This is a genomic window from Bordetella sp. 02P26C-1 (assembly GCF_009763255.1).
In the GTDB taxonomy this organism is placed as follows: Bacteria; Pseudomonadota; Gammaproteobacteria; order Burkholderiales; family Burkholderiaceae_B; genus Bordetella_A.
The window spans coordinates 1-23,853 of sequence record NZ_WSJB01000019.1 but is presented as its reverse complement, the minus strand read 5'-3'; the positions used below and the strand labels follow the sequence as shown (position 1 = coordinate 23,853).

Sequence of the window (23,853 nt, the reverse complement as noted above, 5' to 3'; positions counted from 1 at the left end):
GGCCGGACTTCAAGCTTGCGAGCCGCCCGTGGCATCGGCATCGCGAGCCCAGCGTTTTTCAAACTCCCAGACTTCGGGGAAGCCAACCAGCTGGCAGAACTCACCAAAGTCGAACATATCGATCTCCGGCGACTGACTGACCCCTTGGTCCTTTAGCATGCGCAGGGATTTCTCCATCGCTGCCGCGGCAACGAGGCTGGTCATCGATGGATAAATGGCCATCGAATAGCCAATTTCGCGCAGAACATTAGCCGGCAGTATCGGGGTTTTCCCGCCGTCGGACATATTCGCCAGCATGGGCACATCGAATGCCTCGCAGGCACGACGCATCTCTTCTTCGGACTGCGGGGCCTCAAAAAACAGGATGTCAGCGCCCGCGCGCGCATAGGCTTCCATGCGTCGCATGGCTTCGTCCACGCCGAGCGAGGCGCGTGCATCCGTTCGCGCAATGATCAGGAAGTTCTCTTTGTCTTGGCGCGCCTCGGCCGCGACTTTGATTTTCTCGACCATGTCTTGCGTGGGCACGCAGCGCTTGAACGGCGTGTGACCGCACTTCTTGGGGAACTCTTGGTCCTCGAGCTGAATGGCGGTCACGCCCGCGGCCTCATAGCCGCGGACGGTGTGATGCACATTGAGCAAACCGCCATACCCCGTATCCGCGTCCGCGATCAGCGCAGCGTCCGTGGTTTGCGCCACCGTACGCATGCGATCGACCATCTGGGTGTAGGTCGCGATACCGGCATCGGGCAAGCCCAACGCCGATGCCGTCAGCCAATATCCCGTGCCGTAAACAATGTCGAATCCGACCTTCTTGGTCATCAACGCGGCGATCATGTCCTGCACGCCGGGAACTACGATGAATTCGCCGGCGTTCAGACGCTGGCGCAGAATAGGGTTAGCCATAGGTTAATGTGCCGTGAAAGGGTAAAAATAATCAGTCGAGCTTCAGGTTAGCCGCTTGCGCGATTTCCTTGTTCTTTTGCAGGTCGCGCTCCATCTCCTTGGTGAACGCTTCGGGCTTGCCCGGCGTGGTGACCACGCCCAGGTTCATCAGGCGCTCTTTGGTCTCGTTGTCATTCAACACGGCCTGCAGCTCGGTGTTCAAGCGGTTGATAATGGGTTCCGGCGTCCCAGCCGGCGCGACCAAGCCTACCCAAGAGTTGAACTCGTAGCCTTTGACGCCTTGCTCATCGAGCGTGGGAACGTCGGGCATCGAGGGCGCGCGCTGCAAAGACGTCATGGCGATAGGACGAGCCTGCTTGCCCTGTACGAACGGCATCGCGCCCGCCACCGACGAAATCGTCATCGGCAACACGCCACCCGCGACGTCCACGACCGCGGCGCTTCCACCTTTATAAGGCACGGGATTCATGGGGATGCCGGCTTTCAGACTCAGCATCGTGCCAGCCAAATGCGGCGTACTGCCATTGCCAGCCGTGCCATAGAAGATGCCTTCCTTGGTCTTTTTGGCTTCGGCCATCAGATCCGCGAAATTGTGAATAGGCAATTTCGGGTTGACCAGAATGACCAGCAACGCATCACCGATCTTGCCGACCGAGGTGAAGTCCTTCAAGGTGTCAAAAGGCACCTGGGTATAGACGTTCGGGTTGATCACCAAGGTGCCGTCATACGCCAGCAGCAAGGTATAGCCATCGGGCGTGGCACGGGCGACTTCCGCCGTCCCGATGTTGCCGCCAGCGCCGGGGCGGTTTTCGACAATCACCGCCTTGCCCAGGCGCTGTCCCAAGCGCTCGGCCACGATGCGCGCGGCCGCGTCGGTCACGCCGCCACCGACAAACGGCACGACCAGACGTATCGGTTTGCTGGGATAGTCGGCTTGCGCATGAACAGCCGACACGCCGCCAAAAGCCACGGCCAGCGAGGCGGCCGCCATGAGCACAGAGCGGCGTAGGGAAAATTTTTTGTTCGAGGTCACGTTCGGTCTCCTTATAGATGTGGTGTGGTAGCGAAGTCCGATGCGCAACGCCCGGCCCGGATCTTCATTCAAAAGTGTCGGACACTTTTGAATGACTTTATTGTATGATCAAAATGGTTTAAATAGAATCGTGTCTTTAGCGTCAATATGGTTGGACATTTATGAGCTCGACGGAGTTAGACGCCCAAGGCGCGACGGAAGAACCGACCGCGCGCTCTGGCGAAACGGTGGAGCGCGTCGCGGATGAACTGAAGGCAGGCATTCTGGAAGGCCGCTATGCCCCAGGGCAGCGGTTGATCTCGCGCGACATCGTCGAGGTGTTGGGCGTGAGCCGCAGTTCGCTACGCGAGGCGTTTCGCCGTTTGGAAGCAGACGGATTGGTGCACCTGATCCCCAATCGGGGCGCTGTGGTGCGACGTTTGTCGCCGGACGAGATTCGCCACATCTACCAGATCCGCGAAGCCCTCGAAGGCTACGCCGCGCAATATACCGCGCAGCGTATCAACGAAGGCGACAACCGGCGCCGGCTGACCGCCGTGGTAGAACGCGGCCGTAAACATCGCGAGCAGTTGAACTTTCAACAATTCGCGATCGACAACCGCGACTTTCATCGCGAGATCGTGCGCATTAGCGGCAACCCGTTGTTGGCGGAGTTGATCGAGAAATACCATCAGCCTGTCTTCATCAGCCAACTACGGCAGTTGATCAGCGTCGAAGACGTCATCCTGCTTGCCGTGGACGAACATGACTTGATCGCCGAAGCCATCCTGGCTGGCGATCCAAGCGCGGCCTATGAGGCCATGAAGAAGCACCTGTGGCGTTCCGCCGACCAAATGCTGGCGCGGCTAGGCGGGACCGCTGCGCACTGACATTAACGCCGGCGTTGCTATGACTTTGAAGGATTGCACATGAGCAAGGGGACAATGTTCGACAAGATTTGGGATGCCCACGTGGTGTCCCAGATCTCGGAAGACGAGGCGTTGCTGCACATCGACCGCCATCTGGCCCACGAACTGACCACGGTCGAAGCCATTCGCGTTATTGAAGCGCGTGACCTGACGGTACGAAACCCCGAGCTGACCTTCGCGACGCTAGACCATGTCATTGGCACCGCGCCCGGTAACGTCGAGGCGGGCCCTGCGTCCGCCCAAGCGATGATGCAGGGCCTGCGCGAGCAGGCCAGCCGCTTGCGTATGCCGATGTTCGATATCGCGGACGGCCGGCAAGGGATCGTGCACGTGATCGGGCCCGAACAGGGATTGAGTTTGCCCGGCACGACGATTGTGTGTGGCGACAGTCATACCTGCACCCATGGCGCCTTTGGCGCATTGGCCTGGGGCATCGGGTCGTCGGAACAGGCGCATGTCCTGGCCACGCAAACGCTACGCCAGCGTCGTCCGCCGACCATGCGTGTGACGATCACCGGCCGCCCCGGTCCACAGGCCACGGCGAAGGACGTGATTCTTCACGTGATCGGGACATTAGGCACGGCTGCGGCCACGGGCCATGCCGTCGAATTCGCCGGCGACTGCGTACGCGCCTTCGACATGGAAGCGCGCATGACCCTGTGCAATCTCGCCATCGAGATGGGTGCACGGGTCGGCATGATCGCGCCCGACGCAACGACCTACGCGTATTTGGCCAATCGTCCCTATGCGCCGAAAGGCGAGGCATTCGATCAGGCCGTACGAGCTTGGTCCTCGCTGCCCTCCGAACCGGATGCGGTATTTGATAAAGAAGCGGTCGTGGATGTAGAGGGGCTAGGGCCCGTGATCACCTGGGGCACCAGCCCCGAGCATACGATGGCGATCACGGCGCGCATCCCATTGCCTGCGGAAGTCGCCGACGCGGCGCGGCGGCAAGGCCGTCAAGCCGCATTGGACTATATGCGCTTGGAGGCCGGCGAGCCGATCATGGGCACACCCGTCGATTGGGTCTTCATCGGTTCGTGCGCCAACAGCCGTCTGTCCGACCTGCGCGCGGCCGCGGCGGTCGTGCGCGGCCAGCGCGTGGCACCGGGCGTGCAGGCGTGGGTGGTGCCTGGGTCGCTTCCGGTCAAGGCACAAGCCGAAGCCGAAGGCCTGCATCATATTTTTCGCGAGGCGGGGTTCCAATGGCGTGAGCCCGGATGCTCGATGTGCGTCGGCGCCAATGGCGACATGGTGCCTCCAGGCAAACGCTGCGTCTCAACGTCCAATCGCAATTTCGTCGGACGCCAAGGGCCGGGCGCGTTAACACACCTCGCCAGCCCCGCCACGGCGGCCGCCTGCGCGATAGCCGGACACATCACCACCGCAGCCGAATTAGAACAGGTCAACGCATGAAGCCCTTTATCGAATGCAGCAGCGTGGCGGCCGTCATCGCCCGCGATAACGTCGATACTGACATGATCGTCCGTATCGAGCGCATGACAACGCTCAAGCGCGGACAATTCGCGCCGTGGGCGTTTGAAATGCTGCGCTATCGCGCGGACGGCAGCGAAGATCCCGGCTTTGTCCTGAATCAAGCGCCATTCCGTGAGGCAAAGATCTTGATCAGTGGCGCCAACTTTGGCTGCGGCAGCTCGCGCGAGATGGCGGTGTGGGCGTTGGATGATTTCGGCATTCGCTGCATCCTCGCCGAAAGCTATGGCGATATCTTCTACAACAACTGTTTGCAAAACGGCATCCTGCCCATCCGCCTGCAAGCCGATGAACTCGCCTCGCTCGCCGCTCACGCCCGCGCGGGCGCCTTGTTGCGGGTGGATCTGCGCGCCACGACCGTCAATGTCGAAGGCGGTGATCCCATCACGTTCGAGATCCCCGCGCAACAGCGAGAAGCCCTGCTCAATGGCTGGGACGACATCGACAAGAGCCTGGCCCGTAGCCAGGAAATCATAGACTTTCAGCAGCGCGATCGCCGCCTGCGCCCGTGGATCTACGACTTGTACACACAAGCGTAAGGCACCACCGGTACACGCCGCCCATCATCTAATTCGGAGCAAGCTATGCAACGATTTGAGTTTTCCACCGTGCCCCAGCTGATCGTCGAGCTGGGCGCGGCCCAACGCCTAGGTAGCCTGTTGCGCGCCAAGTATAAGCAGACGCGCCTGTGCCTGGTGACAGATAAATTCCTGCACCAAAGCGGGCTGTTGGACCCCGCGCTATCGGACCTGCGCGCCAGCGGCTGGGAAGTGACCGTGATTGACGATGTGGTCGCCGACCCGCCCGATCACGTCGTGCTTAAAGCCGTGGAGCGCGCACGCGATGCCCGCGCCGAAGTCGTCTTGGGCCTGGGCGGCGGCTCGTCTCTGGACGTCGCCAAGCTGATCGCCGTGCTGTGCGGATCGGATCAGCCGCTGTCGCAGATGTATGGGATCGGCAACGTCACCGGCCCTCGCCTGCCCTTGGTCCTGATGCCCACGACGGCAGGCACTGGGTCGGAGGTCACCGCTATTTCCATCGTGACCACTGGCGAAACGACCAAGAGTGGCGTGGTGTCGCCCTTCTTGATGGCGGACGTGGCCATCCTCGATGCCGAACTCACCAAGGGTTTGCCACCCGCCGCGACCGCCGCGACGGGTATCGATGCCATGGTGCATGCGATCGAGGCCTACACCTCGGCTCGCTTGAAGAACCCCTTATCCGACATGCTGGCCATGCAGGCGCTGCGTTTGTTGTCACACAATCTCTTGCCCGCTTGCCGCCATGGCGACGATATCGCGGCGCGCGAAGCCATGCTGCTGGGCGCCACGCTTGCCGGACAGGCCTTCTCGAATGCGCCCGTTGCCGCGGTTCACGCATTGGCCTATCCGCTAGGCGGGCATTATCACGTGCCACATGGCTTATCCAACTCGCTCGTGTTGAGTCATGTGCTGCGCTTTAACCTGCCGATGGCACAAAGCCTGTATGCCGAGCTCGCACCGCTATTGCCGGGTGACGCGTGCCCGTCCGAGCCGGCTGCCGCCGCACAAGCCTTCATCGAACGAATTGAAGCGTTAGTGCGTGAAACCGGCATTCCATGCCGCCTGCGCGACGTGGGCGTGACCGAGGATGCTTTGCCCATGCTGGCGCGTGACGCGATGGCGCAGCAACGCTTGCTGGTGAACAACCCACGGCCAGTGACCGAGGCGGATGCGTTTGCGATCTACCAGGCGGCGTACTAAACACAAGACAGGCCAGGGCAATGAAACGTTGCCCGATTCTGGACTGCTGTCCAGGATTCGGGAACCTTTCAGCGCCCTGGCCTGTTTATATAAAGCCTGACGCGCCCGACTGCTCTAGCCTGGCGCGCGTCGCGCATCGGCAGCATGAGCTACCGATACGCAATATTTATTACGCCGCCAACTGTGCGGGCGTTACATCGATCTTGCGGAATCCGCGATTGAAATACACCAGCGGGGTCGCTTCGCTCAATTCCACATGTGCGACTTCACCCACCAGCACGGTGTGATCGCCCGCGTCATAGGCATCGTGAGCCACGCAGTGCAGCGATGCGAGTGAACCATGCAACACCGGCGGATGCGGATCTTGCGCTGTGCCATAGCGGAACGGGTGCGCGGAGAACTTGTCCTCGCCCTTGCGCGCGAAGTGCATCGCGACGCCCTCTTGATGCTCGGCCAAAATATTGATGGCGTACCGTCGTGCTTTTAAGAACGCGGCGTGCGAATCCGCTTTCTTTGCCAAACACACCAGAACCAGCGGCGGATCCATGGATACCGACGAAAACGAACTGGCCGTGAACCCCCAATGGCGGCCCTCATCATCGGTCGTCGAGACGATAGTCACACCACTGGGAAACGTGCTGAGCGCGTCACGGAAAGTCTTGGCGTCTTGCAAGGCCATATGCGTAAATTCCTAGAATGATTCTTGCGATGAAATGGACCGCGTAGCTGCATGTCTTGGGAAATAGTCTAAGTAGCGCGCTGCCCCAGAACAATTTAGAACTCGCAATGGATTAATCAGGAAAACGAATAGATGACCTGAAATGCCCACCGTCTCCGGGGCGTTTTTCATTTATTAGAAACGCCTATTGGTCCATCTCATAAAGGAAATAGTCGGGATCGAACGCCATCCTCATAATGCGCAGCCACACAGCTTTCGCGGCAACCCATATGCGGAATGCCCAGGCAATATCAGTGAGGGAGATTGCGTTGAAGGAAGAAATTCGGATTCTGACCCCTAATGGAATTCTCGGTTATGGCATTCCTGAAGAGGACTTCTGGCGAGGCGTAGAGCGTCAGCCGGACGCCATGATCGTCGATGGCGGCTCGACCGATCCCGGCCCCTATCTGCTGGGCCTGCCCAAGACCATCGTGTCACGCGACGCCTATCTGCGCGATCTGACCTTGATGCTCAACGCGTGCGCGACCCGCAAGATCCCGGTCTACATCAGCTCCGCTGGCGGGGCGGGCATCCGCGAGCAAGTCGACATGATGGTCGAGCTGATCGAGCAGATCGCTAAACGTGACGGCTATCACTTCAAGATCGCCAAGATCTATTCGGATATCGATCCCGAACTCGTACGCCAGGGTCTAGCGCAAGGCAAGATCGCGCCCTGCGGCTCCGCGCCCGCCCTGCAAGAAGAAGACATCGATCAGTCTGCGCGCATCGTCGCGCAGATTGGCGCGGAACCCTTCATCAAAGTGCTGCGCGAGCACCCCGATGTCGACATCATCGTCTCCGGTCGCGCGTATGACCCGGCGCCGTTCGCGGCCTTGTGCGCGATGCATGGGATCGAGCCAGGCATCTACTGGCATATGGGCAAGATCGTCGAATGCGGCGCAAACTGCGCTGAACCCAAGGGCAAGGTGATCCTCGCCACCGTGCGACGCGACAGCTTCGACCTCGAACCGATGAGCTTGAAAGAACGCTGCACGCCGGCCTCGGTCGCGGCTCACACGCTCTACGAGAAAGCCCGTCCCGATCTACTGACTGGCCCCGGTGGCACCATCGATCTGCGCGAAGCCACATACGAGCCCATCAGCGATCGCGCCGTACGCGTGAGCGGCAGCCGCTTTATCGAAGCGCCCGCCTATACCGTGAAACTGGAAGGCGCAGGCATTGTCGGCATGCGCACGATCTTCATCGGCGGTATCCGCGATCCCATACTCATTGGCCAGATCGATGACTACCTGTGCCGTGTCAAGGCGGAGGCGTTCAAGACCTATCCCGAGCTACGTTCGGGCCAAGCCCAGTTGATCTTCCATGTGTACGGTATGAACGGCGTGATGGGCGAGTTCGAGCCCTTGGCTGACGTCGTGCCGCATGAGATCGGCTTGCTCGGCGAAGTGACCGCGCCCACGCAAGAGCTCGCCAACACGATCTGCAATAGCGTGCGCATCGATGTGCTGCACATGCCTTATGAAGGACAAGTCGCCACTGCGGGGAACTTCGCGATTCCGCTGAACCCACCTGAGAATCCGATCGGCCCGGTATGCAAATTCACGGTGTATCACGTGATGGAAATCGAATCGGCCGACGCCTTGTTCCCCTTTGAAATCGTGGAGATTTGAACGATGACTTCGACCCACAGCACTCGCACCCTGCGCGAACTGGCCAAAGTGGTACGCAGCAAGAACTCGGGCCCGTTTGAAATCACATTCGATGTCATTTTCGACACCGAAGAACGCTACAACAAAGTCAAAGAAAGCGGCGTGCTTAACGAGGCACTTATCTGCCGCTTGTATAGCGTCACGCCCGAGGACATCGTCACGTTGATGTTCTTCGATCCGGCCCGCGCATTCAAGTTGACGCTCAAGCGCGCCTGGGGACAAGGCACCGTCGGTGAGCGCGACACCTTCGGCGCGCAACAGCATGCCCCGCTGCTGACCGTGGAAATTCCGGGCGTTTAAGCGACCCAAACAGAACTAAGGAGAACCGAATTATGTCTACCCCTAACTCCCGGCAGATGACCCTGATTGGTTTCATGCAGGCGCAGAACTGCTCGACCTATCCGGGGTCCTGGCGGCATAGCGCGGCGATGCAGGACTTCCTGAAGCCCGAATACTATCAACGCATCGCCCGCACGCTGGAAGATGGCAAGTTCCACCTGGCCTTCTTCGACGACCGTCTGGCCATGCCCGACATCTACGGCAATGATCATCGCAAGACCGTCGAAAATGGCGTGCGCGCGGTCAAGCTCGACCCGACGCCGGTGCTGATGGCCATGGCCGCCGCCACCAAGAACCTGGGACTGGGTGCCACCTACTCCACCACGTATTACGAGCCCTACCACGTCGCCCGTCACTTCTCGACGCTGGACTTGATGACGCACGGCCGTGTCGCGTGGAACGTCGTGACCTCGCTGAACGACTCCGAGGCCGCGAACTTCGGCGCTGCCGGCCACTTGGAACACGATCTGCGCTATGACCGCGCCGATGAGTTCCTCGAGACCGTCATGGGCCACTGGGATTCGTGGGAAGACGACGCGCTCGTGCTGGACAAAGAATCCGGGCTGTTCGCGCATCCCGAGAAAGTCCATCGTCTGTCGCACGAGGGCAAGTACTTCAAATCGCGTGGCCCGCTCACCGTGCCCCGCTCCGACCAAGGCCACCCCGTGCTCATTCAGGCAGGCCAAAGCGGCCGCGGCCGCGCGTTTGCTTCGCGCTGGGGCGAGCTGGTGTTCGTGGTGTACCCCAACCTCGAAGCCGCCAAAAAGCAATACGCCGAGCTCAAGCAGTCGGTCGAATTGGCCGGGCGCAACCCGGACCATGTGAAGGTTTCCACCGCGATCTACACCGTGATCGCAGAATCCGACGAAATCGCGCAACAGCAAAAGGCCTACATCGATTCGCTGGCTCGCCCGATCGATTCTTTGACCTTGCTGTGCGAGATCCTCAACACGGACTTCTCGACCCGCGACTACGACACGCCGTTTACGGATGCCGAGATGCAAAGCATCTCCGGCTGGACTGGATTCCGCGACCGCGTGGTCATGCTGTCTGGCAAGAAGAACCCCTCGGTGCGCGACTTTGTGGAGTTCTCCAACCGGGCGCGTATCAAGGAGTTCCCGGTCTTCGCGGGTACTGCCAAGACGGTGGCCGATCAACTCGAGCAATGGTTCGTGGAAGGCGGTTGCGACGGCTTCGTGATTTCGCCCACGCACATCCCCGGCAGCTACGAAGATTTCGTCCGTCACGTCGTGCCCGAGCTGCAACGCCGTGGCGTGTTCCGTAAGGAATACACCGGCTCCACGCTGCGCGAGAACCTGGGCCTGCCGCGCCCCAACGCAGGCGACTGGCGCAAACAAGCCTATGCCGGCGTTAACGCCGAGCTACTGAAGAAAACCGTTTGATCAACCCAAAGGAGGCGCGCCCGCTTGCGGGCGCGTTCGTTCGTCGAGGAGACATCGTATGTCGGATAAATCAGATATCCGTAGGGTATCGCTCGCCAGTGCGATTGGCAGCACACTGGAGTGGTACGACTTTTTTATTTTTGGCGCGTCGGCCGCGCTGGTGTTCAACGTTCTCTTTTTCCCATCGTCTGACCCCTTGGCGGGGACCATCGCGTCGCTGGCGAGTTTCGCCGTCGGCTTTATCGCCCGACCCCTGGGCGGCGTTCTCTTTGGCCACTTTGGGGATCGCATCGGCCGCAAGGCCATGCTCGTGCTGAGTCTGATCATGATGGGCGGCGTGACCTTTGTGATTGGCCTGCTGCCGACGTATGAAAGCATCGGCATCTGGGCACCGATACTGCTGACCGGGCTGCGCCTGCTGCAAGGTCTGGCCGTCGGTGGCGAATGGGGCGGCGCGACGTTGATGGTGGTCGAGCATGCACCGGCCAAGCATCGCGGCTTTTATGGCAGCTGGCCGCAGATGGGCATCCCCGCCGCGTTGATTCTGTCCACGGGCGTGATGGCCGCCGTAAACGCCTTCACCACGAAAGAGGAATTCCTGGCCTGGGGCTGGCGCATCCCGTTCTTGCTGAGCGCCATCCTCGTCATCGTCGGTTATTTCATTCGCAAGCGCGTCTCCGAGTCGCCCAGCTTTAACCGTCTGAAGAGCACCAAGGCGCAAGCACGCTTGCCCATCGCCACCATTTTCAAGACGCAGAAGAAACGCGTCCTGTTGATGGTCGGCTCGCAAGCCGCCGAGAACACCAGCTTTTACATCGCCGCGGTGTTCTCCTTGGTGTATCTCACTCAGACCTTGCAGATCGATCGTTCGGTGGCCTTGCGGGCACTCATGATCGCGGCCGCCTTTACGTTGATCGCACAGCCGTTGTTTGGCGCATTGTCCGATCGTATCGGTCGCAAGAAGGTGTTCATGGGCGGCATGATTTTTCTGGGTCTGTTTGCGTTCCCGTTCTTCGAAATGCTCAATACGCGTAATGAGTTCATCATCACCGTTGCCATGGTGTTGTCGCTCATGATCGGTCAGGGCAGCACGCAGGCCATCCAACCCAGTCTGTTTGGCGAGCAGTTCCCGGCGGCTATCCGCTATAGCGGTGTGTCCGTCGCCTATCAGCTCGCGACCGTCGTGTGGAGCGGCCCCACGCCTGTGCTTGCCGCCATGTTCGTGGTCTGGACGGGCAGCTACTGGCCGATCGCGGCCTACGTGCTGATCGCAGGCTTGATCTCCACGCTGTGCATTCTGCCGCTGCGTGAAGCCGCCGCGGTCGAACTCGAACAGATCGAGCATGAAGAGTCCGACGTCGCCGTCGCCGCGCAACCCGCCGTGTCGCGCGCCATGGGGGGGCAAACCGCATGATTCGCTTCAAGATCGGCAGCGTGACCGCGACGCTGGTGCAGGAAATGGTCGACACCATGTTCGACTTCATGAAGTTCTTTCCGCTTGCCACCCCCGAAGCCGTCCAGAGCAATCTGTCATGGATGGCTCCCGGCCACTATGACCCGGCCACCGGCCGGATGCTGTTGAGCATGCACTCGTGGCTGCTCGATACCGGCACGCATAAGATCTTGATCGATGGTTGCGTGGGCAACGGCAAGGACCGCCCGGGCCGCCCGGACTGGTGCGGGCTGGATACGCCCTTTCTGAACCGCTTGGCCGAGGCGGGCGCGCGGCCCGAAGACATCGACTTCGTGCTCTGCACCCACTTGCACGCCGACCATATCGGCTGGAACACCCAGCTGATCAACGGGCGGTGGGTGCCGACCTTCCCGAATGCGAAGTATGTGTTCTCGCGCCGCGAGCACGCCTACTGGGAAGAGAAGCTCGCTGCCTCGCCGAACGGTCCGCACACGCTGGCCTATCAGGACAGCGTGTTGCCGGTCATCGAGGCGGGTCAGGCGTTGATAGTCGACGACTATGCCGAGATCGCCGACTGTCTCGTTCTCGCGCCAGCGCCCGGCCATACGCCGGGCCACGTGGCGATCTGGCTGAAATCGGACGGCGAGCATGCGGTGCTCACCGGGGATATTCTGCATCACCCCATCCAGGTGAAGTACCCGTCATGGAGCTGCTTCGGCTGCCAAGATCAGGTGCAGTCGGCCGTCACGCGGCGACGCGTGCTGGAACAAGCATGTGAGCGGCATGCCTTGCTGCTGCCGGGCCACTTCATGCCGCCTCATGCGGGCTTTATCCACGAAGGTTCAGATAAAGGGCCTGACAACGGCTTCGAACTGCGCTTTGTGGACGAACAATAGTAGGACGCACCCGGGGTCGCGGGGGAATTCTCCCCCACGACCCCGGTGGACGGCTCGCCCATTGCGTGATCCGATGCGGGAAGCGATACACTGCCCTCCGATTCACGCGAGAGCACCATGACCTTCATCCCCGCCGATATCACTGCCGTCTTTGCCTCTGTCCTGATTTTCGCGAGCTTTCTGACCTCTGCCCTGACCGCCGCCATGGGCCTGGGCGGCGGTGTCGCCATGCTGGCGATTCTCAGTCTGGGATTACCCGTCACGAGCGTACTCCCCGTCCACGGCGTGGTGCAGATGGGATCCAACGCGGGCCGGGTGATTATTCAGCGCCGTTATCTGGTGATGCCGCTATTGCTCTGGTTCTTTCTGGGCAGCGTCGTCGGGATTGCGCTGGGCGCTTCGGTCGTGGTCAATATCCCAGATGCCCTGGCGAAGTGGGCACTGGCGCTATTCATCCTGTGGTCGGTTTATCGCAAAAAGCCCAGCGCCGCGGCGCAACGTCACGGCAAGACCTTTTTCGTCCTCGGTGGGGCGATATCGAGCTTCTGCACCATGCTAGTAGGCGCAACCGGTCCGCTGGTGGCCGCCTTGATTGCCCGCACCGGGCTGGTCAAACAGCCGTTGGTCGCCACACACGCCGCCTGTATGGTCATCCAGCATGGATTGAAGATCGCCGCGTTCGGCACGCTGGGATTCGCCTACGCCGAATGGGCGCCGCTGATTGCCGCGATGATCGCCAGCGGCGTGGTCGGCACCTGGGTGGGCACGCGCACGCTCGACAATCTGCCCGAATCCACATTCCGCCTGGGATTCAAGATCGTCATGACCCTCGTTAGCCTGCATATGATTTGGCAGACGTTTTAAAGGCCTGATCCGCTGCGCCGATGCGCATCGCCGCCCTAGCGCGCTGGCTCGACCGCGAGCAATATGTCCCCGATAGCATGTAACATTGGCCAACATGCCGGTGCGCGCAAGCTCGCTTGCGTTGCGGCCGTCATCCTGCTGACTCCCAACTTTGCAGAGATATGACGCGTAAGGCCATGCTTTTCAACGTATTCATCGGGTTGGCGATTTTCGCCGCTGCCGTCTGGGGCACCGGCGCCTTGTGGTATCAGGCGCCCGCCCCGGCCGTCCTCGTCGCGATCTGGCTCATACTGGCCGGCGCCGCGGCGATCGGACTGTGCAAAGGCGCTTATCTGCCCTTGGCGTGCTTCGTCGCCGCTTGGCTGGCCATGCAGGCCTGGTGGTGGTTGGGCGTCCGTCCCTCCAATGACCGCGCCTGGATGCCCGAGGTCGCCGAACAAACGTACGGGTCCGTGAGTGGGGACATGGTGACGTTACACAACGTACGGGATTTCGAATGGCGGTCGCCCACCGATTTCGATGAGCGTTGGGTCACGCGCACCTATGACCTGTCGCAGTTGCAATCCGTGGACCTGGTGCTGTCTTATTGGGGCCGCCCCGCGATCGCGCACACCATGGTGTCGTTCGGTTTTGCCGACGGCCAATATGTTGTTTTCTCCGTCGAGATCCGCCGCAAATCAGGCGATGAATTTTCCGAGATTGGCGGGTTCTTTCGGCGGTATGAGCTATCGGTCTTGGCCTCCACCGAAACCGACAGCTTGCGCGTGCGTACCAATGTGCGCGATGAAGACGGCTATCTCTACCGGGTTTACATGCCTGAAGGGCAAGCCGCCGCGCGCGCATTATTTTTATCGTATCTGGACACCGCCAACCAGTTGCGAGATCAACCCCGCTTCTACAACACGATCACCGCCAACTGCACCACGATTATTTATCAGCTCGCCAGCAGAATCGTGCAAGGATTGCCCTTGGACTACCGGCTGTTGGTTTCCGGTTATCTGCCCGAATACCTGTATGACCTGGATGCGCTGCGCGGCGCGCAAAGCATTGAAGAGTATCGGCGGCGCGGGCATTACACCGAACGCGCGCGCGCTTCGCGCGATCCCGCGCGGTTCTCGCACGAAATTCGACAAGGGGTACCCGGTGTCGATACCGAACATTGATTGAAGCCATGGATATGTCGAGGATGCACTCGCAGGAAACCTGGGTCAACACCGCGCGTGGGAGGCTCTTCGTCAAAAGCTGGCAAGCAGACACCGTAAGTCCGAAGCGCGCACCCATCATCATGCAACACGACTCATTGGGCTGCGTGACTCTATGGCGCGATCTGCCCGAACGTATGGCCCTTGCCACCGGGCGACGCATTGTCGCCTACGACCGTTTGGGATTCGGTCGTTCGGACCCGCATCCTGATCGTGTCGGATTCGACCTCGTGCATGCAGAGGCCACGGGAGATTTCCGCCTCGTTCGCGACGCGCTACACATCGGCAAGTTCGTCGCTTTCGGCCATAGCGTGGGCGGCGGCATGAGCATGGCATGCGCGGCGGTCCATCGCTCCGACTGTGTCGGGCTCATAACGGAATCCGCTCACGCATTCGTCGAACCGCACACCGTCGAGGGCGTTCGTCAAACCAAGGCGATGTTCGCCCGGCCGGGCGAACTCGACCGGCTGAAGAAATACCACGGCGACAAAGCGGCCTGGGTGCTCGAGGCCTGGACCGCGACCTGGCTGGCTCCCGCGTTTGCGGACTGGACGCTGGATCCCTTTTTACGCGAGGTGCAATGCCCCGTACTCAGCTTCCACGGCGATTGCGATGAATACGGAACCTTGGCGCATTTGCATCGCATCCAGGCCGCCACGCACGCGACCCCAGTGGTAATGCGGGGATGCGGCCATGTCCCGCACCGTGAACAGCCCGGCGCATTCATCGCTGCGATAGAAGCTTGGCTGCAGTCCATCGAATAATGCTGGGAACACTCTGCCCATGTAGCTCTCGATGCCGACTATTTGCTATACCAAAATTCATAGAAATCGGTAGCTTCCTCGCAAGGCATCGGTGAGCGCTTTTCGGTTATACATGGCGTTTAGGCGTCGCAAATAATCCCTTTTCGGGCGCTGACCATGTTGGCTCCCCTCAAACGGCATCGATGAAGCCGAGGCGATGTTGCGCGCCTCGTTGCATTCTCGATTCGACGTTTCTGCATGACCTCCCCTCTTTGTTTGACCGACTTGGCCGTACACGACCGCGCCGTCGTCGAGCGCGTTCTGGATGCGCGGCCTGACGATCCTATCGCCGCACGCCTGCGCGATCTGGGCTTTGTGGCCGGCGAACCATTAAGGCTTGCCGCGCGCGGGCCTTTCGGCGGCAACCCCGTGCTCATCGCGATAGGTGGCACCCGCTTTGCCTTGCGACGCGGCGAGGCGGCGCGTGTCATCGTACGTCGTGAGGGCGTGCATGACTGACCTCACGTTGCGCATCGCATTGGTGGGCAATCCCAACACCGGCAAAACCGCGCTTTTCAACCGTCTGACCGGGAGCCGCCAGAAAGTCGCGAACTATGCGGGCGTCACCGTGGATCGCAAGATCGGCTTTTCCTCCACGCCGCGCGGCCGTCGCGTGTGCCTGCTGGATCTGCCGGGAACGTACAGTCTGGCCTCGCGCAGCGCGGATGAGGCAGTCACGGCCGCAATCCTGCAAGGCCGGCATCACGAAGAGCCGACGCCGCAAGCGATCGTCTTCGTCATGGACGCCACGAACCTGCGCCTGCATCTACGCCTGCTGCTCGAGATCCGGCAGCTGGGGCTACCGGTCGTGGTGGCCTTGAACATGGTCGACCAGGCGGTGCGACGCGGCGTCCATATCGATGTGAACCGGCTTTCCAGGCGACTTGGCATGCCAGTCATCGAAACGGTTGCCGTGCGCCGCGACGGCGCGGCGCGTTTACTCGCGCAGCTCGACGAGGACATGCCGCCACCGGGCGACCTCGCAGCGCCGCCAGACCTGCATCACGAGGTGCGCGCGATCATGTCAGAGACAGTGCGGCAATCCGCAAGCACGATGACCTGGGATGACAAGATAGATCGTTGGGCGCTGCACCCCTTGTTCGGCCCCATGATTTTGGCGACCGTCATGTTCCTGAGTTTTCAGACGGTTTATGCCGTGGGCAGACCGATTACGGGAGCGATTGGCGATGCGATGGCATGGCTGGGCGATAACGTGACCACTTGGATCGGCGTGGGCCCACTCGCGGGCCTTATCGCTGACGGGGTGTGCGCCGGTCTGGGCAGCCTGCTGGGGTTTTTACCGCAGATCCTGGCGCTGTTCTTCATCCTGCTTGTATTGGAAGAGTCAGGTTACCTGCCACGCGCCGCGTTTTTGCTCGATCGCGTCATGGTGGCGGTCGGGCTAAGCGGCCGCGCCTTTATCCCATTGCTATCGAGTTTCGCGTGCGCCATACCCAGCATCACCGGTGCGCGCAGCATACCGGATCGACGCGACCGGCTGGTCGCCATCCTGGTTGCGCCGCTGATGACCTGCGCCGCCCGGCTGCCCGTCTACACCTTGCTGATTGGCGCGTTCATACCGCAACGCTCGGTCGGCATTTTCAATCTTCAAGGCGTCGTGTTGTTCGCGCTCTATGCCGCGGGCATCTTGGGGGGCATGACGGTTGCGATGATCGGCAAGATTTTGCGCCGTCATGGCGATGACACCGCACTATTGATGGAGCTGCCCTCCTATCGACTGCCCAAATGGCGCGATATCGGCTTGACCCTCTGGGAGCGTGCGTGGGTTTTTCTCCGTCGACTGACGGGAGTCATGCTGGCGCTCAGCATTGTGATGTGGGGGATTGCCAATTTTCCCGCGGCGCCCGTGGACGCCGCGCGCCCCGCGATCGAATCCAGTTTCGCCGGGATGTTGGGGCTGGCGATGCAGCCGCTATTCGCTCCCTTGGGATTTAACTGGCAGATCACGCTTGCCCTCATCCCCGCATTTGCCGCGCGGGAGTCGGCCGTGACCACGCTGGCCACGATATACAGCGTGGCCGACGGGGCCGACAGTCAGCTGGGCAGCATGCTGGCGGCCAACCTCGCTATGCCCACCGCCCTGGCTCTCATGGTGTGGTTCGCCTTTGCGCCGCAATGCATGTCTACCCTGGCCGTCATCCGCCGCGAAACCGGGGATTGGCGGGTCGTCCTGCTGTCATTTGCATATATGTTTGTGCTGGCCTATGGCGCTGCGTTCGCGACCTATCAGCTAGCCCTGCGATGGCTGTAATGGCTGTAATGGCTGTATGGGCGCATAGGTTTACTCGGTAATCATAGTGATCGACATGTTTGACAGTACCGCATGGTGGCAAACCTGCGTGGTTTGGGCCCTGTTTGCTCTCAGTCTGGCGCGCTTGGCGCTGCATTTTTTTCCTGGATTGCCGGCGCACATGCGCGAAAGTGCCCGAGGGTTACTGCAACGCGCCGGACTAGCGAATGCAGCCGATGGTGTGGGGGCCGCTCGGAACGGCGATCCTAATACGTATGGTTGCAGAAGCTGCAGCGGCTGCGCATGCGCGCCACAGCGCGAAGCCACGCTGCAACTGTACCGACGCGCGAGGATGGGCAACCAAGCTCCGTTATCGAGTCCTAAACGCGTGGGTCTTTAACGCCTTATCGTCAGAGTAATAAAGCAGTCGGCTAAAAGGGTATAGCAGCGGGGCGTTGCGCCCCGGACGCCCATAAACACGATCCGTCGCGCGGCCATGCCGGGCCGGCACAGCGGATTCCACTCCATGATTTCGAAACCATGCCTCTGCAATCTATTGTGACTTGGCTAATGACATTGACGATGAGCCTGGCCTCGCCGGCCATCGCATGCCCAGCTCCGATGGCTGAGCCGGAACGCCCTCTTGCCATCACGCAGGCAACAGAGATCCGCAGTCAGGTCGCCTATGAGCGCCTGGTGCACAACCGGGGTATCACGTTGCAGTGGCTATGGTCGGATAATCTCGGCCGTCTTCAGGTCACGAACCTCGATGGCTTCGTGAGCCTCGCCGGCAGTCAGGTCAACCAACATGGAGCGGTTCACCTACAAGGCGACGTTGTCTCGATCGATAACAAAGGGTTCGCCTTCCGTGGCACTATTCTGATCGAGGATGCCCCAGAGCCTGGGCGCCGGTGCGAACGCACGGGCGACTTCTACTTCAAGGCGAGCGGAAAGCGTCGTTTCTGGCGTCTGCAACAGATGCAAAGCTGCGACCACTTCACGGACTACGTCGATATTTATTATTGAACGGGCCCTGAGGCGTACCTGATCGCGTTGCCACGTATCTAACGAACCGACATCCGAAACATGTACCTGCCCACTCATTTCAACGAAAGCCGCCCCGACGCGCTGCACCGCATTATCAAGGAATCGCCGCTCGGCATCCTGGTCACGCATGACGAAAATGGCCTTGACGCCGATCACATTCCTTTCGAACTGGATCCCGAGGCGGGCGCTCATGGCGTGCTTTCGGCACACATTGCACGCGCCAATCCTCTCTGGCAGCGGCTTGACGACGGCGCCGGGGTTCTGGTCATTTTTCGAGGCGCTCAGGGCTATATCTCGCCTAGCTGGTATCCCAGCAAACACGAGACGCATCGCCAGGTCCCGACATGGAACTACGAGGTCGTGCATGCGCACGGCAAACTGTCCATCCATGATGACGAGCGATATGTCCGCCGATTGGTGGCACGGCTGACCAAACGACACGAGGCCTCGGAACCCGCCCCCTGGAAAATGGGCGATGCGCCACCCGATTACATCGACGAGATGCTACGCAACATAGTCGGCATCGAGATCGCCATCACCGCGTTGATCGGCAAACGCAAACTCAGTCAAAACAAGGCCCAGTCTGACCGCCTCGGGGCCGTCGAGGCGTTGACGCAGCGCGGCTCGACATCGTTAGCGCATGCTATGCGCGACGACGAATAAGATATCAGGAGAATCGATGAACCCACATTGCAACCTCTCTCGCATCGTGGCTCTCATCGTCACTCTATGCGCGTGCATGGGCGCGGGCAGTCTGGCTGCCCTTTGGGCGCAGCCCACGCTTCCCATGTCTCAGACACTGCACGCGCCCACGATGAAGACCTCGTGGCCTCGCACCTTGGAAATAGACGGAAAGCAATATGCCGTCTATCCCCCCCAGATCAATGCATGGCGAGGCAATCGCATCGCCGGGCATATGGCGGTCGCCGTCCTGTCGCAGGACGGGCCGCCGGTCTATGGGGTCACCCGTTTTACCGCCGACGCCGATATAGACAAGTCCCAAGACGAGGTGCACCTCACCCAGGTGAAAGTCACTGCGGTGCAAGCTCCTGCCGCGTCCGACAACGGTGAGTCTTTGCGTGAACAGCTCGCCGCATTGCTGCCTGTAGAAATAACGCTGCGGCTAAGCCACCTGCTACGGAGCTACACCGCTGCCAAACAACTATCGAACCGGCACGCGATGCTTGTGCAGAATACGCCTCCGCGCATTAAGGTCGAGACCGACCCCACCGTGCTGGTGATGATTGATGGAGACCCCGTGCTCGCCCCGGTCCCCCGCCACGCCGGCTGGCAGCGGGTCGTCAACAGCCGCGCGCTGATCCTACGAGCCCATGATGGCGACTATCACATCAATGCCGCCGGTCACTGGTACACCGCGGGCACTTTGTCGGGAACATGGCAAAGTGAGTCCGCCTCGCGGCAATTGCTTACGGTGGCGGCGGCCGTTGCCCGCCAGGTAGAGGTGGACCCGATACAACTGGAACGCCCCATTGAAGCGGACAAAGCTCCGACGTTGTTGGTTTCTTCGGAACCGTCAGAATTGATACTGCTGGATGGCCCGGCACAGTTCAGACCGGTCCTGGGGACGAGTCTCCAATCGGTCAGCAACGCGGATCATCCGCTGTTCGTCCTCCCTTCCGAACATCGCTATTACCTGTTAATTTCTGGGCGTTGGTTCAGCGCTGAAAGCCTGCATGGCCCATGGCGTCACGTCCCTAGCGATCAACTGAATCCAGAGTTCGCGCATATCAGCGTCCACGATCCCCACGCTAACGTGCTCATGTCCGTGGCCGGTACGCCCCAGGCGAAAGAAGCCCTCATCGCCGCCACGATTCCGCAAACGGCGACCGTCTCACGGCGAGAGGCCATGTTAAACGTGCGATATTTTGGCGATACACCGCAGTTCGCCGCAGTCCCCGGCACGTCGCTGCACTTTGCCACCAACACGCACACACCGGTTATCCAAGTCAATAATGAGGAATACTATGCGCTCTACCAGGCCGTATGGTTCATCTCTAGCTCCCCGTCCGGTCCGTGGCGCGTCGCGGATGCGGTGACGCCCGCCATTTATACGATTCCACCTGAGTCGCCGCTGTATTACGTCACCTACGTACACATCTATGACGCCACCCCCGATACCGTCGTGGTCGGCTACACGCCCGGGTATCTTGGCGTGATTATCAATCCGGAAGGCACAGTGGTTTACGGCTCGGGCTATACCTATCCACCAGCGATCATGCGCAATACATGGGTGGGCTTTCCCCCCACCTACGGCTATAACGCTGCGCTGGACACCACGAAGGGATTGTCATTCGGGTTTTCGACCGCCAATGGCTTTGTCGCGGAACCATATTGGGGTCCCTATGGCGAACTCCCGTATGCCCGCGGGGTCGATATCAATCGCATCGACGTGTACGACACCTGGAGCCACGGCATCATCACTCGAAGCGTGGGCTACCACAACTGGAGCGATCAAGACTGGGGCCCGCGCCAAGTCGAAATCAACCCTGTGTCTGGAAACGCGCAAACCACCGGATCTGCGGGAGATACCGCACACGATAAGGTCAGGTCTTTGTATGCTGACGACCATGGCCACGTATATCGGCACACTGCCAGCGGATGGCAACAATACACGTCATCTGGCTGGCAGCCTATCCAGCGCAAAACTTATACCGACAGCAATGTTACGGACTATCTCGAGGGGCAACGCAGGGCGCGGATAGGGAGGAGCGATCGATACACCACTCATCACGATCATGAAGCAGCGAGCTTCATGTCACCAGCAATCGGCGACAACGGATCGTCACGGCTTTCATCACCCTGCCCCAGCGCCAGATTCCATACCCAACGCAGATCTGAGACCCCTTCGGCCTGCTGCCGCCCCATTTCCGAGCCGCGCGGAGCAGGCAACATCTGACCAGATTAACGCCTGCCTGCTGGACAAGAATCCCCCGCCGACAAAACCGGGGAATCTAATCCAGGGTGGGACTCCGTCCCACCCAAGCGTGATTAGAACCGGATATCCATCGCTAGCCAGAGACGACGGCCATCTTCGACAAATTGATAGTCGTCGTAGTTGATGTCTTTATCCAGCAGGTTATAGATGCCAGCGTGCATGGTCACGTTCTTGTTCAGCTTGTACGAGCCGCCCAGATCGACCAGGGTATAGGACGGCGCGATAAATTCGCCACCCGATGAAGGCGTGGTCGTCGCATCGCTTTCCTTGCCGCGGAAATGCAATCGTGCCCAGGCGTTGATCGCCTCGGTCGCCTGCCAATCGGCACCCAGGTTGAACATGTGCTTGGGCAGCTGATTCAACGGCTTGCCCGCGTACTGGCCGGATTTTTGCTTCGAGTACGTGTAGGTGTACGACGAATTGATCGACACCGTGCGTGTCAGCGGGGCGCTAAAGCTGGCTTCCACCCCGCGCGTCACTGCATCGTCCACGTTCTGGTAGGTGGTGGGCACGTTACCAAACCGGTTCGGTGGTCCGCATTCCGGGCAGGACACTCGGGTAATTTTGTCCTTGAAATCGTTCGTGAACAACGTCAGGCTGGTTTGCAGGCCGGATTCACCGCTATAAAGCAGGCCGATTTCCTTGGTGATCGATTTTTCCGGCTTTAGATTTGGATTGCCATACCGGTCGCCACCACGGCTCGAGTTGCCCCAGTCGCCAATCGTCTGCCGGATGCTGGGCGCCTTAAAGCCCGTCGACACCCCTCCCTTGACCGTCCAGTTCTCATTCAGGTGGTACACACCATAAATACGCGGCGACCAGTGATCGCCCGCCGTTTTTTCCTTGTCCCAGCGCAAGCCCGTCGTCAACGCAAAAGCGTCCGTCATGCGCCATTCGTTTTCCGCGAAGAACGCATATTGCCAACGGTCTGCCGCCGACAAATTTGACAGCGTATTGGACGTCGTGTCGGTCAAATCATTCTTTTCATAATACGCACCGACCATCGTGGTATTGCGATCGAAAAGATACGTCGCGTTCGTGCTCAACACCGTATTTTCGATCGTCATATCGCGCGAGAGGTTCTTTGTTTTCTCGCGCTGCACATAGGAGTCCGTGATGAAACGCTGCGTCCATCGGCCCGTATGCGACAAGGCATAACGCTCACGCTCGAATCGATTCGTGGCATCCGCCGAACTGCTGTCTTCCGGATCCTGCGTCTTGCCGACACGCGAATCGAATCGCTGCTTGTACCCTTCGCCTTCGAGTACGATGTCGTGATCCCTGGTCGGCGTCAAAGCCAGCTTGACGGTCCCGCCAAAGTTGCGAGCCTTGTTGTAGCCCTCAAAGATATCGTCCTCGTCGCGATGCGAGTACGCGCCATACAGGCTGATACCCAGCAGGTCCGTCTTGATCGGCCCGCTTAGATACACATTGCCGCGCTGCTCATCACCCGAATGCGAATGCTGCTGCAGCGTCGTTTCGGCCCGCACCTGCCCGGTCCATTCTTCGGCCACTTTGCGCGTGATGATGTTAACGACGCCACCCATCGCATCCGAGCCATACAGCGACGACATCGGCCCGCGCACCACCTCGATCCGGTCGATAGCGGCCAACGGTGGTGTCCAGCTCTGGTCCGTACCCGTGCTGCCATTATTCTGAGTTTCGCGCGTCGTCGTACGCTTGCCGTCGACCAAGATCAGCGTATAAGCCGACCCCATCCCACGCAAACTAATATCACCCCGACCATTGTTGTCGCTATTGCTGGTGATGATCAAACCCGGAACATCGCGCAATGCATCGTTCAGATCACGATAAGAGCCCTGTTCCAGCTTTTCCCTCGGAATCACCGAAATCGATGCCGGCGCATCGACCACGTTTTGCTCAAAACCGCTGGCGGTCACGACCACGTTGTCCATCACTGTAACGTTATCGGCGTCAGCGCTCTGCGCGACGACAGTACCAGTGAAAGAAGCCAAAATAGCCACTGCCAGTGTGTTCGGCAACAGCACGTGCGCGGGTGTTCGAGCGCAGGTCATGCGTTCTCCAGTCGAGAAAAGGGGGATCGCCCAGCCCCGCAGTGAACCCCCGCAGGGTATCCACCACAGAGCCTTTCAGGCATTAGTCAGAAATGTGCGCGAAAGATTACAGCAAACAAGAATGATTCGCAACCGCACGTAACCATCCCTGCCCCCCAAACCGCATCCCCATCC

At 60.2% G+C, this 23,853-nt stretch carries 21 protein-coding genes; 17 read left to right on the top strand and 4 right to left on the bottom strand.

From position 1 onward, the window contains the following. Window positions 1-9: 9 nt before the first annotated feature. On the bottom strand, window positions 10-903 hold the full coding sequence (locus tag GOQ28_RS11120; protein WP_160356491.1) for an isocitrate lyase/PEP mutase family protein: 894 nt from the start codon (window positions 901-903) through the stop codon (window positions 10-12). A gap of 31 nt (window positions 904-934) precedes the next feature. Beyond that, window positions 935-1,936, bottom strand: coding sequence for a Bug family tripartite tricarboxylate transporter substrate binding protein (locus tag GOQ28_RS11115; protein ID WP_336603767.1), 1,002 nt, complete (start codon window positions 1,934-1,936; stop codon window positions 935-937). A gap of 161 nt (window positions 1,937-2,097) precedes the next feature. On the opposite strand from GOQ28_RS11115, the gene GOQ28_RS11110 reads away from it, so the two are divergent. From GOQ28_RS11110 to GOQ28_RS11095, 4 genes are read left to right on the top strand one after another with little or no spacing between them, the layout of a single operon-like run. After that, entirely contained in the window at window positions 2,098-2,805 is a 708-nt protein-coding gene (locus tag GOQ28_RS11110) for a GntR family transcriptional regulator (RefSeq protein WP_160356490.1), read from the top strand. Window positions 2,806-2,844: 39 nt separating this feature from the next. Beyond that, entirely contained in the window at window positions 2,845-4,260 is a 1,416-nt protein-coding gene (gene leuC, locus GOQ28_RS11105; protein ID WP_160356489.1) for a 3-isopropylmalate dehydratase large subunit, read from the top strand. Beyond that, window positions 4,257-4,877 carry a 3-isopropylmalate dehydratase small subunit gene (gene leuD / locus GOQ28_RS11100; RefSeq protein WP_160356488.1) on the top strand — a complete coding sequence of 207 codons (621 nt, stop codon included), beginning with the start codon at window positions 4,257-4,259 and terminating at the stop codon, window positions 4,875-4,877. The genes leuC and leuD overlap by 4 nt, the downstream gene beginning before the upstream one ends. Window positions 4,878-4,922: 45 nt before the next feature. After that, window positions 4,923-6,080: an iron-containing alcohol dehydrogenase gene (locus GOQ28_RS11095; RefSeq protein WP_160356487.1), complete on the top strand. Its 1,158-nt coding sequence runs from the start codon at window positions 4,923-4,925 to the stop codon at window positions 6,078-6,080. A 169-nt stretch (window positions 6,081-6,249) separates the two neighbouring features. Here the strand turns inward: GOQ28_RS11095 and GOQ28_RS11090 are convergent, their stop codons facing one another. Further along, a complete protein-coding gene (locus GOQ28_RS11090) occupies window positions 6,250-6,759 on the bottom strand; it encodes a flavin reductase family protein (protein WP_160356486.1) in 510 nt (169 codons plus the stop codon). Between the two features lie 308 nt (window positions 6,760-7,067). On the opposite strand from GOQ28_RS11090, the gene GOQ28_RS11085 reads away from it, so the two are divergent. From GOQ28_RS11085 to GOQ28_RS11025, 13 genes are all read left to right on the top strand, one after another. Further along, entirely contained in the window at window positions 7,068-8,429 is a 1,362-nt protein-coding gene (locus GOQ28_RS11085) for an acyclic terpene utilization AtuA family protein (RefSeq protein WP_160356485.1), read from the top strand. A 3-nt stretch (window positions 8,430-8,432) separates the two neighbouring features. After that, window positions 8,433-8,768 carry a DUF4387 domain-containing protein gene (locus GOQ28_RS11080; RefSeq protein ID WP_160356484.1) on the top strand — a complete coding sequence of 112 codons (336 nt, stop codon included), beginning with the start codon at window positions 8,433-8,435 and terminating at the stop codon, window positions 8,766-8,768. A gap of 32 nt (window positions 8,769-8,800) precedes the next feature. Continuing rightward, on the top strand, window positions 8,801-10,210 hold the full coding sequence (locus GOQ28_RS11075) for an LLM class flavin-dependent oxidoreductase (protein WP_160349395.1): 1,410 nt from the start codon (window positions 8,801-8,803) through the stop codon (window positions 10,208-10,210). A gap of 58 nt (window positions 10,211-10,268) precedes the next feature. Next, a complete protein-coding gene (locus GOQ28_RS11070; RefSeq protein WP_160356483.1) occupies window positions 10,269-11,624 on the top strand; it encodes an MFS transporter in 1,356 nt (451 codons plus the stop codon). Next, the gene (locus GOQ28_RS11065) at window positions 11,621-12,520 is read left to right on the top strand and encodes an MBL fold metallo-hydrolase (RefSeq protein WP_160356482.1); all 900 of its coding nucleotides are present in this window, start codon (window positions 11,621-11,623) and stop codon (window positions 12,518-12,520) included. The genes GOQ28_RS11070 and GOQ28_RS11065 overlap by 4 nt, the downstream gene beginning before the upstream one ends. A gap of 117 nt (window positions 12,521-12,637) precedes the next feature. After that, the gene (locus GOQ28_RS11060; protein ID WP_160356481.1) at window positions 12,638-13,384 is read left to right on the top strand and encodes a sulfite exporter TauE/SafE family protein; all 747 of its coding nucleotides are present in this window, start codon (window positions 12,638-12,640) and stop codon (window positions 13,382-13,384) included. Window positions 13,385-13,560: 176 nt separating this feature from the next. Next, on the top strand, window positions 13,561-14,547 hold the full coding sequence (locus tag GOQ28_RS11055; protein ID WP_160356480.1) for an Lnb N-terminal periplasmic domain-containing protein: 987 nt from the start codon (window positions 13,561-13,563) through the stop codon (window positions 14,545-14,547). An 8-nt stretch (window positions 14,548-14,555) separates the two neighbouring features. Continuing rightward, the gene (locus GOQ28_RS11050; RefSeq protein ID WP_336603766.1) at window positions 14,556-15,350 is read left to right on the top strand and encodes an alpha/beta fold hydrolase; all 795 of its coding nucleotides are present in this window, start codon (window positions 14,556-14,558) and stop codon (window positions 15,348-15,350) included. Window positions 15,351-15,587: 237 nt separating this feature from the next. After that, the gene (locus GOQ28_RS11045) at window positions 15,588-15,848 is read left to right on the top strand and encodes a FeoA family protein (protein ID WP_160349400.1); all 261 of its coding nucleotides are present in this window, start codon (window positions 15,588-15,590) and stop codon (window positions 15,846-15,848) included. Then, complete coding sequence (gene feoB, locus GOQ28_RS11040; protein WP_160356479.1) at window positions 15,841-17,661, top strand: ferrous iron transporter B; 1,821 nt, start codon at window positions 15,841-15,843, stop codon at window positions 17,659-17,661. Before GOQ28_RS11045 ends, feoB begins: the two co-directional genes overlap by 8 nt. Window positions 17,662-18,180: 519 nt before the next feature. Continuing rightward, window positions 18,181-18,666 carry a hypothetical protein gene (locus GOQ28_RS11035; RefSeq protein WP_160356478.1) on the top strand — a complete coding sequence of 162 codons (486 nt, stop codon included), beginning with the start codon at window positions 18,181-18,183 and terminating at the stop codon, window positions 18,664-18,666. 60 nt (window positions 18,667-18,726) lie between these two features. Beyond that, window positions 18,727-19,350 carry an FMN-binding negative transcriptional regulator gene (locus GOQ28_RS11030; RefSeq protein WP_160356477.1) on the top strand — a complete coding sequence of 208 codons (624 nt, stop codon included), beginning with the start codon at window positions 18,727-18,729 and terminating at the stop codon, window positions 19,348-19,350. 151 nt (window positions 19,351-19,501) lie between these two features. Further along, window positions 19,502-21,604 (top strand): carbohydrate-binding family V/XII, encoded by a 2,103-nt coding sequence (locus tag GOQ28_RS11025; RefSeq protein WP_160356476.1) that lies wholly within the window; start codon window positions 19,502-19,504, stop codon window positions 21,602-21,604. A gap of 92 nt (window positions 21,605-21,696) precedes the next feature. On the opposite strand, the gene GOQ28_RS11020 is transcribed toward GOQ28_RS11025, so the two are convergent. Then, window positions 21,697-23,679, bottom strand: a complete 1,983-nt coding sequence (locus GOQ28_RS11020; protein ID WP_160356475.1) for a TonB-dependent receptor domain-containing protein — start codon at window positions 23,677-23,679, stop codon at window positions 21,697-21,699. Window positions 23,680-23,853 lie beyond the last annotated feature (174 nt).

Excerpts from the sequence above, each read along its gene's own strand:
- GOQ28_RS11120 (WP_160356491.1), bottom strand. The coding sequence starts at position 903 with ATGGCTAACCCTATTCTGCGCCAGCGTCTGAACGCCGGCGAATTCATC.
- GOQ28_RS11110 (WP_160356490.1), top strand. The coding sequence starts at position 2,098 with ATGAGCTCGACGGAGTTAGACGCCCAAGGCGCGACGGAAGAACCGACC.
- leuC (WP_160356489.1), top strand. The coding sequence starts at position 2,845 with ATGAGCAAGGGGACAATGTTCGACAAGATTTGGGATGCCCACGTGGTG.
- leuD (WP_160356488.1), top strand. The coding sequence starts at position 4,257 with ATGAAGCCCTTTATCGAATGCAGCAGCGTGGCGGCCGTCATCGCCCGC.
- GOQ28_RS11095 (WP_160356487.1), top strand. The coding sequence starts at position 4,923 with ATGCAACGATTTGAGTTTTCCACCGTGCCCCAGCTGATCGTCGAGCTG.
- GOQ28_RS11090 (WP_160356486.1), bottom strand. The coding sequence starts at position 6,759 with ATGGCCTTGCAAGACGCCAAGACTTTCCGTGACGCGCTCAGCACGTTT.
- GOQ28_RS11080 (WP_160356484.1), top strand. The coding sequence starts at position 8,433 with ATGACTTCGACCCACAGCACTCGCACCCTGCGCGAACTGGCCAAAGTG.
- GOQ28_RS11075 (WP_160349395.1), top strand. The coding sequence starts at position 8,801 with ATGTCTACCCCTAACTCCCGGCAGATGACCCTGATTGGTTTCATGCAG.
- GOQ28_RS11070 (WP_160356483.1), top strand. The coding sequence starts at position 10,269 with ATGTCGGATAAATCAGATATCCGTAGGGTATCGCTCGCCAGTGCGATT.
- GOQ28_RS11065 (WP_160356482.1), top strand. The coding sequence starts at position 11,621 with ATGATTCGCTTCAAGATCGGCAGCGTGACCGCGACGCTGGTGCAGGAA.
- GOQ28_RS11060 (WP_160356481.1), top strand. The coding sequence starts at position 12,638 with ATGACCTTCATCCCCGCCGATATCACTGCCGTCTTTGCCTCTGTCCTG.
- GOQ28_RS11055 (WP_160356480.1), top strand. The coding sequence starts at position 13,561 with ATGCTTTTCAACGTATTCATCGGGTTGGCGATTTTCGCCGCTGCCGTC.
- GOQ28_RS11050 (WP_336603766.1), top strand. The coding sequence starts at position 14,556 with ATGGATATGTCGAGGATGCACTCGCAGGAAACCTGGGTCAACACCGCG.
- GOQ28_RS11045 (WP_160349400.1), top strand. The coding sequence starts at position 15,588 with ATGACCTCCCCTCTTTGTTTGACCGACTTGGCCGTACACGACCGCGCC.
- feoB (WP_160356479.1), top strand. The coding sequence starts at position 15,841 with ATGACTGACCTCACGTTGCGCATCGCATTGGTGGGCAATCCCAACACC.
- GOQ28_RS11035 (WP_160356478.1), top strand. The coding sequence starts at position 18,181 with ATGCCTCTGCAATCTATTGTGACTTGGCTAATGACATTGACGATGAGC.
- GOQ28_RS11030 (WP_160356477.1), top strand. The coding sequence starts at position 18,727 with ATGTACCTGCCCACTCATTTCAACGAAAGCCGCCCCGACGCGCTGCAC.
- GOQ28_RS11025 (WP_160356476.1), top strand. The coding sequence starts at position 19,502 with ATGAAGACCTCGTGGCCTCGCACCTTGGAAATAGACGGAAAGCAATAT.
- GOQ28_RS11020 (WP_160356475.1), bottom strand. The coding sequence starts at position 23,679 with ATGACCTGCGCTCGAACACCCGCGCACGTGCTGTTGCCGAACACACTG.